The organism is Anaeromyxobacter sp. SG66 (genome assembly GCF_022690805.1).
Lineage (GTDB): Bacteria > Myxococcota > Myxococcia > Myxococcales > Anaeromyxobacteraceae > Anaeromyxobacter > Anaeromyxobacter soli.
This window is the reverse complement of record NZ_JALCZC010000005.1, coordinates 39,245-54,790: the sequence shown is the minus strand read 5'-3', so window position 1 is coordinate 54,790 and position 15,546 is coordinate 39,245. Positions and strand designations below refer to the sequence as shown.

Genomic DNA, 15,546 nt, shown 5'->3' with positions numbered 1-15,546 from the left:
CGGGCCGCGCAGGCGCTTCAGGCCGGTGGGAGGGCGCGCAGGAGCGGCGACGGCGTGCCCGGCGCGGCGATCCAGAGCTGGTGCGCCGCGCGCGTGACGGCGACGTGCAGCCGGCGGCGCGCCTCGTCCGCGTCGGGGTAGGCGCGGACCGAGGCGTCGGGCACGACCACGTAGTCGAACTCGAGCCCCTTCACGCTCGCCACGTCGGTGACGTCCACGCCCGGCCGGAACGAGAACCGGCCGTCGATCGCCAGGCGGGCCTCGGGCATGTCGGAGAGGAGGCGGTGGAACGCGCGCGCGACCTCGGCCGAGTGCGCGACGACCGCCACGGACGCGTCCGGCTCGCGCTCGACGAGATCACGGATCGCCCCCACCAGGAACAGCTGCGCGTGGGCCTCCGTCGGGAAGTCGAACCGCGACACGGGCGCGCCGTCGCGGCCCGCGCGCGGCGGAGAGGGCGGCGCGAGCGGGCCGAGGATGGCGTGGGCGGCCTCCGCGATGGGGCGCGGGCAGCGGTAGGTGGTCTCGAGCTTGACCGTCGCGGCGCGCTCCGCGCCGATCGCCGCGAGCGCCTGCGGCCAGCCGGCGTAGGAGGAGAACGTCTGCTGCGCGTCGTCGCCGGCGAGGGTCACGCTGCGCCCGTCGAGGTGCCGGCCGAGCACGGAGAGCTCGAACAGCGAGACGTCCTCCGCCTCGTCCACCACGAGGTGCGCGAGCGACCTGCCGCCCCCGGCGCCGGCGAGGGTGGCGAGGAACAGGAGGATGGGGAGATCCTCGGGGTCGAGCGTCCCGGCGATCGCCTCGGGCGTGTCCTCGGAGAGGCCCAGGCCGTCGAGCGTCTCGCGCCGGTCGGGATCGACGCCCGCGACGAGCTCGTCGGTCGGCGGCGCGAGCTGCAGCCGCGTGTGCCGGACCGTCTCCTCGATGGCCGTGGTGGGGAGGTCCCCCTGCGCCGCCCGGACCACGCCGGCGAGGAACGCCGGGTCCACGCACAGATCGCCGAGCTCCTGGCGCAGCTTCGCGAGCGAGGGCCGCGCGCCGGCGAGCCGCGGGCGGCGGCGGAGCGTCTCGTACAGCGCGGGGTGGCGCTTGAGCCGCGAGACGAGCGACGGCGTGTCGGCGCACAGGCGCGGCGGCGGGGCGCGGAAGACGCTCTGGAACGCGCCGCGCGACCAGGAGTCCAGCGTCCGGACCGCCGCCCGATCGAGGCCGAGCGGCTCGAGGAGCCGCGCCGCGAGCTGCGCGAGGCCGAGCTCCGGCACCACCACCTGCATCCGCGAGGGCGGGAAGCGCCGCGGGTCCTCGAAGGCGATGCGCGCGAGCCGGTGCAGGGCGACGGTGGTCTTGCCGCTCCCGGCGCTGCCGATGACGAGCAGCGGCCGGTCCGGGGGCGCGGAGACCGCCTCGAACTGATCGGGGTCGAGCAGGGCGGTGATGTCCGGGGCGGAGACCCTCCCGCGCGCGCCCGCGCCGGTCCCGAGGGCTCCGGCGCGCGCCGCCTTGCCCGCGCCGCCCCCGAGCGCGGCGCCCTGCACGGCGAGCCGCCGCCACACGCCGTCGGCGCCGCGCGCGACGGTCAGCTCTCCCGCGGAGACGCGGGTGAGCACGCCGCGCTCCACCACCACCACGCGGCGCGCCTCCACCACCCCCGCCGCGACGCGGCCGGGGAACGCCTCCTCGAACTCCTCGCCTTCGCGGTAGCGGTAGAAGATCGCGGCGACCGGCGCGTAGCGCCAGTCCACCACGCGCACCCCCGCCCCGCGATCCACGAACGTGTGCCGGCCGAGGCAGTAGTCCCTGACCTCGCCCCCCTCGCGCACCCGCAGGTGCGCGAAGTACGGCGCGCTCGGATCGGGGAACCCGTCCGGCCGCTGGCGCTCGAGCACGGCGCGAACGAGTCCCATCTCCTGGAACACGGTCGGCAGGTCCTTGGAGGTGGACTCGAGCGCCTCGTCGCGGAGCTCCCGGAGGCGTCCGGCGAGGTCGCTCTCCGCCCGGACGGACGCGCGCGCGCCGAGCGCCCCGTGCACCGCCGCGAGGAGGGATTCCTCCTCGGCCACGATGTCCTGTGCGCGGGCGTCGAGGGCGTCGGACGCCGGGGGGATCGCCTGTGGAGTCCGGATCGGCAAGGGGCGGTCCTTCTAACGCGGCGCCAGGGCGATCGCACGCTGGTTCGGCGGCGGCGCATCCTACCCTCGACCCTGCCGCCGGCGCGCGCAAGGCGCGGTGCGACGAGGTCGCGGGCGCGCGCTGGCGTCGCGCCCCGAGCGTGTCCACCGTCTCCACTCGGGGGAATACCCGATGCCCAAGCTACCCGTGCTCTCCGAGTGGCCCGTCGCTCGCCAGCTCGTCTCCGGGGACACCTCTGGCCTCGGCGCGAGCGCCATGAGCCAGCGGACGCGCGAGCTCGTGCCTCGCACCGCCTCGGCGGATCGCGTGGTCCGCTCCATCTGCCCTTATTGCGCCGTCGGCTGCGGCCAGCTCGTCTACGTGAAGGACGAGCGGATCGTCGACATCGAGGGCGATCCCGACTCGCCCATGTCCCAGGGCTGCCTGTGCCCCAAGGGCGCCGCGACCTTCCAGCTCGTCACCGGCTCGCACCGCGAGCAGCACGTCCTCTACCGCCGCCCCGGCGGCAGGGAGTGGGAGCGCATCCCGCTCGCGCGGGCGATGGACATGGTGGCCGAGCGCGTGAAGCGCTCGCGCGACGAGACGTTCGAGGAGCGCATCGAGGATCCCGGCGCGAAGCACCACGGCGCGCGGGTGCGGCGCACGCTGGGCGTCGCGCACCTCGGCGGCGCGACCCTCGACAACGAGGAGAACTACCTCCTCAAGAAGCTCTACACCGCGCTCGGCGTCGTGCAGGTGGAGAACCAGGCCCGGATCTGACACAGCTCCACGGTCCCCGGTCTGGGGATCTCCTTCGGACGCGGCGGCGCGACGACCTTCCCCGGCGACCTGCAGAACGCCGACTGGGTGGTCGTGCAGGGCTCGAACATGGCGGAGTGCCACCCCGTCGCCTTCCGCTGGGTGATGGAGGCGAAGAACCGCGGCGCGACGATCATCCACGTGGACCCGCGCTTCACGCGCACGAGCGCGGTCGCCGACCTGCACGTCCCCATCCGCCCGGGCTCCGACATCGCCTTCCTCGGGGGCCTGGTGCGCCACGTCATCGAGAACGAGCGCTGGTTCAAGGAGTACGTCCTCCACTACACGAACGCCTCGACGCTCGTGGACGAGCGCTTCCGGGACACCGAGGACCTGGAGGGGCTCTTCAGCGGGTTCGACTCGAAGTCGAACTCGTACGACCCGGAGACCTGGTCGTACGACGGCGTCGACGGGGTGGTGCCCGCCGCCGGCCACAAGGAGGTCTACGCCGAGAAGGGCGCGGGGAAGGAGTCGCTGCACGGCGCGAACATCCTCGAGCGGAAGACCGACCCGACGCTGCAGGACCCGCGCTGCGTGTTCCAGATCCTGAAGCGTCACTTCTCCCGCTACACGCCCGAGGTCGTCGCCGAGACGTGCGGCATCCCCGAGCCGCTCTTCCTCGAGGTGGCGGAGACGCTGTGCCGGAACTCGGGGCGCGAGCGCACCGGCGCGTTCTGCTACGCGGTCGGCTGGACGCAGCACTCCGTGGGCGTCCAGTACATCCGCACCGCGTCGATCCTCCAGCTCCTCCTCGGCAACATCGGGCGCCCCGGCGGCGGCATCATGGCGCTCCGCGGGCACGCCTCCATCCAGGGATCGACCGACATCCCGACGCTGTTCGACCTGCTCCCCGGCTACCTGCCGATGCCCCACTCGCTCCTGCCCGACCGCGGGCTCGAGCAGTACGTGAAGAACAACCGCTCGCCCTCGGGCTGGTGGAGCGAGATGCCGAAGTACGTCGTCTCGCTCCTCAAGGCGTGGTTCGGCGACGCGGCCACGCGGGAGAACGACTGGGGGTTCGATCTCCTGCCCCGCCTCTCCGGCAACCACTCGCACATGACGACCGTCTCCGAGATGGCGGACGGCAAGGTGAAGGGGTACCTCGTCGTGGGCGAGAACCCGACGGTCGGCTCCATGCACGGGAGCCTGCACCGCAAGGGCCTGCGCAAGCTCGACTGGCTCGTCGTGCGCGACTTCGCCCTCACCGAGACCGCCGAGTTCTGGCGGACGGCGCCGGAGATCGCGCGCGGGGAGGTCCGGACCGAGGACATCCAGACGGAGGTGTTCTTCTTCCCCGCCGCCGCGCACACCGAGAAGGACGGCTCGTTCACCAACACGCAGCGCTGCCTGCAGTGGCACCACCGGGCCATCGAGCCGCCCGGCGATTGCCGCAGCGATCTCTGGTTCGTGTACCACCTCGGCAAGCGCCTGAAGCGCCTCTACGCGGACGCGCCGGGACCGAACGCCGAGGCCATCCGGGCGCTCACCTGGGACTACCCGACGAAGGGGAAGGACGAGGATCCCGACGCCGAGGCCGTCCTGCGCGAGGTGAACGGCTTCACGATCAGGGACGGGAGGCCGGTGGCGGGCTTCAAGGATCTCACCGACGACGGCGCGACCGCGTGCGGCTGCTGGATCTACTCCGGGTGCTACAAGGACGGCGTGAACCAGCCCGCCCGGCGGCGGCCCCAGTCCGAGCAGCACTGGGTCGCGCCGGAGTGGGGCTGGTCCTGGCCCGCGAACCGCCGCATCCTCTACAACCGCGCCTCGGCCGATCCCGAGGGGCGCCCCTGGTCCGAGCGGAAGCGCTACGTCTGGTGGGACGCCGAGAAGGGCGCGTGGTCCGGCTACGACGTCCCGGACTTCATCGCCGACCGGCCGCCCTCGTACCGGCCGCCGCCGGGCGCCGAGGGGCTCGCCACGCTCTCGGGCGACGATCCCTTCATCATGCAGGCCGACGGCAAGGGCTGGCTCTTCGCGCCCTCCGGCCTGCTCGACGGCCCGCTCCCGACCCACTACGAGCCGGAGGAGTCGGTCCTCGAGAACCCGCTCTACCCGCAGCAGTGCAACCCGGCGCGGATGGAGTGGCACCGGGCCGACAACCCCTACCACCGCGCGTTCGGCGACCCGCGCTTCCCGTACGTCGTCACGACCTACCGCCTCACCGAGCACCACACCGCCGGCGGGATGAGCCGCTGGCTCTCGTGGCTCTCCGAGCTGCAGCCCGAGATGTTCTGCGAGATCTCGCGGGAGCTCGCGGCGGAGAAGGGGCTCGCGAACGGGCGCTGGGCCACGATCACGACGGCGCGGGGGGAGATCGAGTGCCGCGTGCTCGTGACGGAGCGCATGAAGCCGCTCCGGGTGAAGGGGCGGACGCTCCACACGATCGGCCTCCCCTACCACTGGAGCTACGTCGGGCGCGTGCGCGGCGACCCGGCGAACGAGCTCATCCCGTTCGTGGCCGACCCGAACGTCTCCATCCAGGAGTCCAAGGCGCTCACCGCGAACATCCGCGCGGGCCGCCACTCCCTCGGGCGCCGCTCCGCCACCGACGGGCTCGAGCTTCGGCAACCGGAGCCCCCGCGCGCCCCGCCGCCCCGCGATCTGCCGGGGATCCGGACGGCGCACCGCCACCCTCCGACCGAGCCGAGGAAGTAGCCATGCAGCGGATGGGCTTCTTCACCGACACCACGCTCTGCATCGGGTGCAAGGCCTGCGAGGTCGCGTGCAAGCAGTGGAACCAGCTCCCCGACGACGGCTTCCACTTCACCGGCATGAGCTACGACAACACCGGCATGCTCGGCGCCTCCACCTGGCGCCACGTCGCGTTCGTGGAGCGCGCGGCGGAGCTGCCGGGCCAGGGGAGCCCGCGCGACGGCGTCGAGGGCGGCGCGCGCGCGTTCGGCGAGCTGTTCCCGGCGGGCCAGCCGGGGCCGACGAGCCTGCTCGGGCACGACATCCAGCCGACGCACCTCGAGACGCCCGTCGCGCTCGGGCCCACCGAGCGCGCGCTCGGGAAGTTCTCCTGGCTGATGCTCTCCGACGTCTGCAAGCACTGCGAGCGCGCCGGCTGCCTCGAGGCCTGCCCCACCGGCGCGATCGTGCGCACCGAGTTCGGCTCGGTCTACGTCCAGCCGGACGTCTGCAACGGGTGCGGGTACTGCGTCTCCGCCTGCCCGTTCGGCGTCGTCGACCGGCGCGAGGAGGACGGCCGCGCGTGGAAGTGCACGCTCTGCTACGACCGGCTGAAGGGCGGGATGGTCCCGGCGTGCGCGAAGGCCTGCCCGACCGCCTCCATCCAGTTCGGCGAGCTCGAGGACCTGCGCGCGCGGGCCCGCCGGCGCGTGGAGCAGCTGCACGCGCGCGGCGTGGCCGAGGCCCACCTCTACGGCGAGGACGCCGCGAGCCAGCCCGGGACCGAGGGGCTGCACGCGTTCTTCCTGCTGTGCGATCGCCCCGAGGTCTACAACCTGCCGCCCGACCCGGTGGTGCCCACCGCGAAAGTGGTGCGGTCGTGGCGGTCGATGGCCGCGGGCGTGCTCTCGCTCGCGGCGCTCGCCATGGGCGCGGTGTTCTCGGCGCGGAGGGCGTGATGGACGCGATGGATCCGCTGAGGCAGGCCTCGACGCCAAGGGACGGACGCAACGTGGATCCGCAGGTGGGGCGCCTCACCGGCGAGGCCTCCGGGCAGCGCGCCTCGCCGCAGCGCGCGGCGGCCGCGCTCGCGCGCGCGGACCGCGCGGCGGAGCGGACCGCCTCCCTCCCGGAGGAGGAGGTGGAGGGGCCGAGCTACCACGGGCTGCCCGTGCTGAAGGAGCCGGTGTGGAGGTGGATGATCCCCGCGTACTTCTACACGGGCGGCCTCGCGGGGGCGTGCGGGGTGCTCGGCGCGGCGGCGCAGCTCGCCGGCGGGCGCGGCACCTTTCCCCTCGTGCGGCGCTGCCGGACGCTCGCGGTGGGCGGGGCGGTCGCGAGCGCGGGGCTGCTCATCGCCGACCTGGGCCGGCCGGCGCGGTTCATCGCCATGATGCGCGTGTTCCGTCCGACCTCGCCGATGAACATGGGCACCTGGGTGCTCGCCTCGTTCGGCGCGCTCAGCGGCGCGGCGGCGCTGCCGGCGCTCCTCCCGTCGTCCCGCGCGCTCCGGCGCGCCGGCGACGCCGCGGGGCTCGCGGCCGGGGCGCTGGGCCTGCCGCTCGTCGGCTACACCGGCGTCCTGCTCGCGAACACCGCGGTGCCGGTGTGGCAGGAGACGCGCAACACGCTGCCGATGCTGTTCGCCTTCTCCGGCGCGGTGAGCGCCGGCGCGGCGCTGGACCTCTGGCCGCCCGCGGGGCCGGGGGCGGAGATGGCGCGGCGGTTCGGGCTCGTCGCGAAGGGCGCCGAGATCGCGCTCTCGCGGGCGCTGCACCGGGAGGCCGGCTTCGAGCGGGTGGAGCGGCCGCTCCGGCGCGGCGCGGCAGGCGCCCTCCTTCGCGGCGCGCGCATCCTGCTCGGCGCCTCGGCGGTCGTGGACCTCGTGCGCCGCCGCTCGCCCGCGCTGCGGATCGCCTCGGGCGCCCTCGGCACGCTGGGGACGCTCGCGCTCCGCTTCGGGGTGCTGGCCGCGGGACGTGCCTCCGCCCGGGATCCCCACGCGACGTTCGAGCTGCAGCGCGCCGGGCGCGGCGCCGCGGAGCTGACTAGGAAGGGGGAGGCGCCCGGACGGATGCCCGCACCGAGCGGGATCGACGCGACGGGTGAGGAATCGGTGGAACATGGAGCGATTCCCTGAGCCCGTCGTCCCGGCCACCGCCGCGCGCCCGGCCCCTGCGGAGCGCGTGAACGCCGCCGCCTGCCGTCCGCGGGGCTCGCTCGTCGACGCGCAGGGCCGGACCATCCGCTACCTGCGCGTGGCGCTCACCGACCGCTGCAACTTCCGCTGCACCTACTGCTCGCCGGCGGCGTACGAGCCGCCGGACGCCCTCCTCTCCCGCGCGGAGCTGGCCCGGCTGTTCCGGCTCTTCGCCGCGCTCGGCGTGCGCCGCATCCGGCTCACCGGCGGCGAGCCGACGCTGCGCAGGGACGTCGTCGAGATCGTCGCGGACGCCGCCGCGACGCCGGGGATCGAGGACGTCGCGATCACCACGAACGGCCACCGGCTCGCAGAGCTCGTCGAGCCGCTCCACGCGGCGGGGCTCGGCGCGCTCAACGTGTCCCTCGACACGCTCGCGCCGGAGCGGCTGCGCGGCGTCTCGGGCCAGGCGGCGCGGCTGGACCGCATCCTCGCCGGCATCGACGCCGCGGCGGGCCGGTTCCGCTCGCTGAAGCTCAACACCGTGGTGATGCCGGGCGTGAACGAGGACGAGCTCGGGTCGCTCGTGCGCTACGCCTGGGACCGCGGCGCCCTCCCTCGGTTCATCGAGCAGATGCCGTTCGGCGGGGGCGCGCCCGTGCCGCTCGCGGAGGTTCGCCGGCGGCTCGAGGAGGCGGGCTTCTCGCTCGCCCCCGACCTCTTCCGCGGCTGGGGTCCGGCCCGCCACATGCGCGCCCGCGACCGCGACGGGCGCGAGGGGCTCGTCGGCTTCATCGGCGCGATGACCGAGAACTTCTGCGAGGACTGCAACCGGGCGAGGATCGCGGCCGACGGCGGGTTCCAGGCCTGCCTGGGGGGCGAGGATCGGGTACAGCTCAAGGATCGGATGCGGGCGGGCGACGGGGACGAGGCGCTCGCCGACGCCGTGGCGGGCGCGCTGGGGAGGAAGGCGCCGCGTCATCACATGGAGGAGGCAGGCGCCGGGCTCGTGCTGCTGGCAATGCGCGGCATCGGGGGCTAGGCGCTCCGCCGGAGGGAGACGTCATGACGTCGAATCGGTGGCTCATCGCCGCAGCGGGCACGGTCGCGATGGCGTGCCTCGGCACGGTTTACTCCTGGAGCCTGTTCACCCAGCCGCTCATCGCGGCCTTCCGCTGGTCCAACACGACCACCACCTGGACGTTCGCGCTCGCCATCCTGTTCCTCGGGATCGGGGCGGTGATCGGCGGGCGCTGGCAGGACGCGAAGGGACCGCGCCCGGTGGCGGTGACCGGCCTCGTCCTGTGGGGGCTCGGCAACGTGCTCGCAGGGCTCGGCACGACCGCGCTCGGCGCGCCGTGGATCTACTTCACCTACGGCGTCATCGGCGGGCTCGGCCTCGGCCTCGGCTACGTGACGCCGGTCGCCGCGGTGACGAAGTGGTTCCCGGACCGCCGCGGGCTCGGCAGCGGCATGGTGGTGATGGGCTTCGGCCTGGGCGCGTTCTTCTACAACAACGTCCTCAAGGCGATCCCGGCGTTCGCCGGCGCGTCGCGCGAGGCGGGGCGCGTGCTCGCCGCCCGGGCCGCAGGGGCGAGCGACGCGGTGCTCTCCGCCGGGGCGACCGGCACGCTCATGCGGACGTTCATCGTGTCGGGCGTCGTCTTCGCGATCCTCGGCGGGCTCTGCGCGCTGGTGATCCGGAACCCGCCGCCCGCCGCGGTCCCCGCGGCCGCGGCCTCGCCCGCCGTGGCCTCCCGCGCCACGCGCGACTACCCGCCCTCGGAGGCGCTCCGGACCCCGCAGTTCTGGGCGCTCTGGATGATGCTCTTCCTGAACGTCACCGCCGGCATCCTCTTCATCTCGAACGCGGTGCCGATCATGCGCGAGCTCACGGGGACCTCGCCCGAGACGGCGCTCGCGGTCTACGGCTTCATCGCGCTCTTCAACGGGCTCGGCCGGTTCTTCTGGGGCGCCGTCTCCGACCGCATCGGGCGGAACGCCGCCTACCTCCTCATCTACGGCTCGCAGGTCGTCATCTTCTTCGTGGTGGGCGGCATCCACGCCCTGCCGGTGGTGGCGATCCTGTTCGCGGTGGTGCTGCTCGACTACGGCGGCGGGTTCGGGACGATGCCGTCGTTCACGGCCGACTACTTCGGCACGAAGTACATGGGCGTGAACTACGGGTGGATCCTGCTGGCGTGGGGCGTCGGGGGCGTCGTCGGCCCGATCTTCGTCGCGCTCGTGAAGGACGCGACCGGATCGTTCTCCGGCGCGCTGCCCGTCATCGCGGTGGTGCTGCTCGTCGCGGCGATCCTGCCCATCGTGACCCGGCGCCCCGGCGCGGAGCGCGAGGGCGCGGGCCGCTGGGCGCACCTGTTCCCGAACCGGCGCGTCCACGCCTGAGCGCCGCTCGCGCCTCGCTCGACCGCCGCTGCCCCCGGCGCGGGGGGAGGAGGAGCCTCGACCTGGCGGGCGCCGCCCGCCCGCTGCCCCCGCCGTCCGGCCCGGCTCGCACGGCACCGTCGCGGTCACCACCTTTACGCGACGGAGGGAGACGAATGGCATCTTCTTGGACTCGAAGTGCGTATCTCGCGGCTGGCGCGGCGGGCCTGCTCGCCGCGGCTTGCCAGCGGGGCGACGACCAGAGGAAGGCGAGCGGCCGCGGAGATACCGGCGGCGCGGTCGCCTCGCAGGAGCAGGCCGAGAAGGCGACCGAGTCGTCCGCAAAGACGCAGAAGAAGGCGGCCGACGAGCAGAAGCAGGTGGCCGACGCGCAGAAGGACGTGCGCGAGAAGGAGCAGGAGCTCCAGAAGGCGCGGGCGAAGGAGCAGAAGGAGCTCGGTGAGGCGCAGGGCGCGCAGCAGCAGGCCCGGCAGTCGAACCAGCAGGCCGCGCAGGCGACCGCGAACGCCCAGCAGCAGGCGGCGCAGGAGCACGAGCAGCTCGCGAAGAGCGAGCAGGAGCGCGCGCAGCAGTCGGCCCAGCAGCCCACCGGAGCCCAGCCGCAGCCTCCGCCGGCGAGCCCCGCGGGCGGGGCGGCCGCCGAGCGCACCGCGAGCGGCACCGTCGTGAGCGCGAGCGCGCAGGAGGTCGTCGTGCGCCAGGGCGGCGCCGAGCCGGACATCAAGCTCCGCGTCGGCCCGGATACACCGGTCCTCATCGACGGCCAGCAGCGCACCGTGAGCGACCTGAAGGAAGGGACGCAGGTCCGGGCCGCGTTCACCGAGCAGGGCGGCGCGCCGCAGGCGCTCCGGATCGAGGTGCAGGGAGGCGCGGGCGGACAGCAGGGCAGCTCGCAGCAGGGCGTCCCGCAGCAGCAGCGCTGAGCCGGTGAAGGGACGATGGCGGGGGGCCGCGCCTTTCGTGCGCGGCCCCCGCCGCGTTTTTGGGGGCACGCTCGACCCCGACCGCGACGATCCCGTCCGCTGAAACCTCCTTCCGCCCCCCGCATCCAATCCCTCGACTGCCACCCGCTGCCGCGCCCCGCGGCTCGGGCGGCTTTGGGCGCTGAGCCGCGCCTGGAGGAGAGATCCATGAGACGTGCCCTCGCCGCAGCCGTCCCGCTCGCAGCCCTCGCCCTGTACCTCTCCTTCCCGAAGGCAGCCGGACCGCAGCCCGCCCGCAGCAGCCATCACCCCGCGCGCCCCGCGGCGGAGGACCCGATCCTCGATCACGCCGACCGGCTGCTCGACGAGGGCCGGCGCGTCTTCCGCGACGAGACGTTCGGCGACGAGGACTTCTGGGGTGGGCAGCTCCGGCTGCACGAGGCCATCGCGGGGCAGGCGAACGGGGGCGTGGGGCCGGGCCTCTCCCCGCGCGCAGCGCTCTCGCTCGGGCTCAAGGTGGACGCCGGCGCCGTGCCGCCGGCGACGGCGGAGGCCGTGCGCAGGGGCGAGGTGAACCTCGACGATCCCGCCGTGACCGTGGCGCTGCTCCGCGCGGACGCGGTCCTCGGCGTGAAGGGCCAGTTCGACGACGCGGGCACGCTCCGCTCGGTGGGGATCACCTGCGCGCTGTGCCACTCGACCGTCGACGACTCCTTCGCGACGGGCATCGGCCGGCGGCTCGACGGCTGGCCCAACCGCGACCTCGACGTGGGCGCGATCGTCGCGAGCGCGCCCACGCTGGCGCCGTTCGCGGCGCTCCTCGGCACGGACGAGGACACGGTCCGCACGGTGCTGCGGAGCTGGGGGCCGGGCCGCTACGACGCGGAGCTCGCCCTCGACGGCAAGGCGTTCCGCCCGGACGGCAAGACCGGCGCGACGCTCCTGCCCGCCGCGTTCGGGCTCGCCGGGGTGAACCTGCACACGTACACGGGCTTCGGCTCGGTGACGTACTGGAACGCGTTCGTCGCGAACACGCAGATGCACGGCAAGGGCACGTTCTTCGACCCGCGCCTCGCCGACGCGACGCGCTTCCCGATCGCCGCGAAGGCGGGCTTCGCGGACGTGCGCTCGACGGACGATCGCATCACGCCGAGGCTCGCGGCGCTGCACTTCTACCAGCTCGCGATCCCGGCCCCGAAGCCGCCGGAGGGCTCGTTCGACGCCGACGCCGCCGCGCGGGGGAAGGCGGTCTTCGAGGGCAAGGGGAAGTGCGCCACCTGCCACGTCCCGCCGCTCTACACCGAGCCCGGCTTCGCGATGCACACCGCGGCGGAGCTCGGGATCGACGACTTCCAGGCGAGCCGCTCGCCGGAGCAGCGCTTCTACCGCACGACGCCTCTCGCCGGCCTCTTCACCCGCGCCAAGGGCGGCTACTACCACGACGGCCGGTTCCCGACGCTCGAGTCGGTCGTGGCGCACTACGCGGACACGCTCGGCCTCGAGCTCACGCCCGACGAGCGCGCCGACCTCGTGCAGTTCCTGCGATCGCTGTGAGGCGCGCCGGATCGCCGCGGCTCGGCCGCGCCGCGCCGAGCGGGGCCATTGCGCGTCGCGGGCCTCCGATGGTTAAAAGGCGCCATGGTAGCCCCTTCTCCCACCCCCGCCCGGCGGCGGCGGCTCCTCCGAGCCGCCGTCGTCGTCGCCGCGATCTTCGTCGCCTACACCGCCCTCGGCTTTCTCGCCGCACCCGCCCTCCTCCGGCGCGTCCTCGTGAAGGAGGGCTCGGCCGCGCTGCACCGCCAGGTCACCGTCGCGAAGGTGGGCGTGAACCCGCTCGCCCTCTCGATCACGATCGAGGGGCTCGCGGTCGCGCATCCGGACGGAACGCCGTTCGCCGGCTGGGGGTCGCTCTACGTGCGGCTCGCGCCGCAGCGGCTCGTGCTCGGTGAGGTGGGCCTCGCGGAGATCCGCCTCGTGAAGCCGTCCCTGAACGTCGGCCTCGATCGCAAGGGTGCGCTGACGTTCCAGGACCTGCTCGAGCCGGAGGCCCCGCCGGCGGCACCCGCCGCGCCCGCGAAGTCCGGGGGTGGACCTCGCGTCTCCATCGGCCGGCTCGCGGTGGAGGAGGCGCGCGTGGTGTTCCGCGACGCGACCCGCAGCCCCGCGTTCGACACCATCCTCGGCCCCGTCACGATCCGGCTCGACTCGTTCCGGACGCGGGGCGGGGGAGACAGCCCCTACGCCTTCACCGGCACGACGGAGTCCGGCGAGACGTTCAGCTGGACGGGCACGGTGCGGACGGAGCCGCTTCGTTCGGCGGGGACGCTGGCGTTCGAGGGGATCCACCTCCCCAAGTACGCGCCGTACATCCAGGACGAGCTCCCGGCGGATCTGCACGACGGGCGCCTCGCCTTCGAGACGCGCTACGAGCTCGAGTGGGGCACCGCCCGGCGCGTCCTCGCGCTCGCCGGCGGCAAGCTGACGGTGGACCGGCTCGCCATGGGGCCGCGCGGGGTGGCCGAACCTGCCGTGAAGCTGTCGCGCATCGAGGTGTCCGGGATCGAGGTGGACGCGCTGGCACAGCGAGCGAAGATCGACGAGGTCTCGCTCCGCGGCGGCAAGGTGCGCGTGCTGCGCGAGGCCGACGGGAGCCTGGAGCTCTCGCGGATGGCCCCGCCCCCGTCTCCGCCGTCCCCGTGGAAGTGGTCGATCGGCGCGCTGGCGGTCTCCGGGCTCGCCCTGGACCTCCAGGACCGCACCCCGTCGCGGCCGGTCGCCCTGCCCCTCACCGACGTGGCGCTCCGGATCGAGCGGCTCCGGCCCGAAGCGGACGCGACCTGGCCCGTCTCGCTGTCGCTCGTCTGGAACGGGCGCGGCCGGCTCGCCGTGAAGGGGCCGGTCCAGCCGTTCGGGAGCAAGGGGAAGCTCGAGGTGGACGCGGCCGAGCTCGACCTCGTGCCGCTCCAGCCCTACCTCGAGCCCGACGTCACTGCGCGGCTCACCGGCGGGCGCGCCGGCGCCCGGGCGACCGTGGACTTCGACGCGTCCGGGAAGGCGCCGCGCTGGACCTTCGCCGGCGACGTCCGGCTCGACGGGCTCGCGGTGGCCGAGAGGGGCAACGAGGACCTCCTGCGCTGGCGATCCCTCGAGGTCACCGGGATCGACGCCGCGTCCACGCCGCCGCGCGCCTCCGTGCGGCTCGTCCGCCTCGTGGAGCCGCGGGTGAAGGCGTACGTCTGGGAGGACGGCGCGACGAGCTTCGCGCGCGCCCTCCGCGCGGCGCCAGCGCCCGCGCCGGGGAAGCCGCCTCCCCCGCCCGGCCCGGAGTGGCGGACGGCGATCGGAGCGGTCCAGGTGGTGCGCGGGCGCGCCGCCTTCGTCGATCGCTCCGTGAGCCCGCCCGCGATCGTGAACGTCACCGGCGCCGACGCGGCGGTGGCGAAGCTCTCCTCGGATCCGCGGGTGCGGTCCACCGTGGACGTGAAGCTGCAGGTGGAGGGCGCGTCCCCCGTGCGCATCTCGGGCACGCTCAACCCGCTGCAGAAGGAGGCGTTCACCGAGCTCGTCGTCGCCTCGCAAGGCGTGGACCTGTCGCCCTTCGCGACCTACTCGGGCAAGTTCCTCGGCTACGGCATCCAGAAGGGCAAGCTCGACCTCGACCTCCGCTACAAGATCGAGAACCGGAACCTCGCCTCCACGAACGTCGTCAGGGTGAACCAGTTCACGCTCGGCGACCCCACGAACAGCCCCGACGCGACGAAGATCCCGGTGCGGCTCGCGCTCGCGCTCCTCCAGGATCGCGACGGGGTCATCCTCCTCGACGTCCCGATCGAGGGGAACCTCGACGACCCGAACTTCCACCTCGGCAAGGTGATCTGGCGGACGGTCCTGAACGTGCTCGTGAAGGTCGCGACCTCGCCCTTCAGCGCGCTCGCCGCCCTCGCCGGAGGCGATCACGCGGACCTCTCGCTGGTGGAGTTCGCCCCCGGCGCCGCCGAGGCCTTGCCGAGCGCCCAGGAGCGGTTCGGGCTCCTCGCGAGGTCGCTCGCGCAGCGGCCGGCCCTCGGGCTCGAGCTGGAGGGCTCCGCCGATCCCGACCAGGACGGCCCCGCGCTGCGGCGCGCCGCCCTGGAGCGGTCGCTCCGGCGCGCGAAGGCTGCGTCCATGCGGCCGCCTCCGCCGTCCGCGGACGAGGTGACGCTCTCGCCCGAGGAGCGGGCCCGGCTGGTGCGCGCCGCGTACGACGCCGCCTTCCCCGCCGCGCCGCGGAAGTCCGGCGAGGCTGCGGCCGCGCCGCCCTCGCCGCAGGAGATGGAGGAGCGCCTCGCCGCCGCGGTCGAGGTGCCGGCCGAGGCGTACCGCTCGCTCTCGGCGGAGCGGGCGCAGCGCGCGCGGGAGGCGCTGCTCGCGGCCGGGATCGACCAGGGCCGCCTCTTCCTGACGCAGGGCGGAGAGCGCGCGGAGAAGGAGAAGGGCGCGCGCGTGTACTTCACCGTGAGGTGAGGGACGCCGCCC

Annotated in this window: 9 protein-coding genes; 8 read left to right on the top strand and 1 reads right to left on the bottom strand. The window is 74.4% G+C overall.

The genetic code is table 11. The annotated features are described in order from the left end of the window. Positions 1–17 precede the first annotated feature (17 nt). A complete protein-coding gene (locus MNZ39_RS03170) occupies positions 18–2,129 on the bottom strand; it encodes an ATP-binding domain-containing protein (RefSeq protein ID WP_242334356.1) in 2,112 nt (703 codons plus the stop codon). A 172-nt stretch (positions 2,130–2,301) separates the two neighbouring features. Between MNZ39_RS03170 and fdh the strand changes: the two genes are divergently transcribed. From fdh to MNZ39_RS03130, 8 genes are all read left to right on the top strand, one after another. Then, positions 2,302–5,586 (top strand): formate dehydrogenase, encoded by a 3,285-nt coding sequence (gene fdh, locus MNZ39_RS03165; protein WP_242334353.1) that lies wholly within the window; start codon positions 2,302–2,304, stop codon positions 5,584–5,586. A 2-nt stretch (positions 5,587–5,588) separates the two neighbouring features. Next, positions 5,589–6,521, top strand: coding sequence for a 4Fe-4S dicluster domain-containing protein (locus MNZ39_RS03160; protein WP_242334350.1), 933 nt, complete (start codon positions 5,589–5,591; stop codon positions 6,519–6,521). Further along, positions 6,521–7,702 carry an NrfD/PsrC family molybdoenzyme membrane anchor subunit gene (gene nrfD, locus MNZ39_RS03155; RefSeq protein WP_242334347.1) on the top strand — a complete coding sequence of 394 codons (1,182 nt, stop codon included), beginning with the start codon at positions 6,521–6,523 and terminating at the stop codon, positions 7,700–7,702. The genes MNZ39_RS03160 and nrfD overlap by 1 nt, the downstream gene beginning before the upstream one ends. Further along, complete coding sequence (moaA, locus tag MNZ39_RS03150) at positions 7,686–8,744, top strand: GTP 3',8-cyclase MoaA (protein WP_242334344.1); 1,059 nt, start codon at positions 7,686–7,688, stop codon at positions 8,742–8,744. The genes nrfD and moaA overlap by 17 nt, the downstream gene beginning before the upstream one ends. A 23-nt stretch (positions 8,745–8,767) precedes the next feature. Further along, complete coding sequence (locus MNZ39_RS03145; RefSeq protein ID WP_242334341.1) at positions 8,768–10,108, top strand: OFA family MFS transporter; 1,341 nt, start codon at positions 8,768–8,770, stop codon at positions 10,106–10,108. A gap of 155 nt (positions 10,109–10,263) precedes the next feature. Beyond that, positions 10,264–11,031, top strand: coding sequence for a hypothetical protein (locus tag MNZ39_RS03140; RefSeq protein ID WP_242334338.1), 768 nt, complete (start codon positions 10,264–10,266; stop codon positions 11,029–11,031). A 207-nt stretch (positions 11,032–11,238) separates the two neighbouring features. Further along, on the top strand, positions 11,239–12,585 hold the full coding sequence (locus tag MNZ39_RS03135) for a hypothetical protein (protein WP_242334335.1): 1,347 nt from the start codon (positions 11,239–11,241) through the stop codon (positions 12,583–12,585). An 84-nt stretch (positions 12,586–12,669) separates the two neighbouring features. Continuing rightward, positions 12,670–15,534: a DUF748 domain-containing protein gene (locus tag MNZ39_RS03130; protein ID WP_242334332.1), complete on the top strand. Its 2,865-nt coding sequence runs from the start codon at positions 12,670–12,672 to the stop codon at positions 15,532–15,534. The last annotated feature ends 12 nt before the right edge of the window (positions 15,535–15,546 follow it).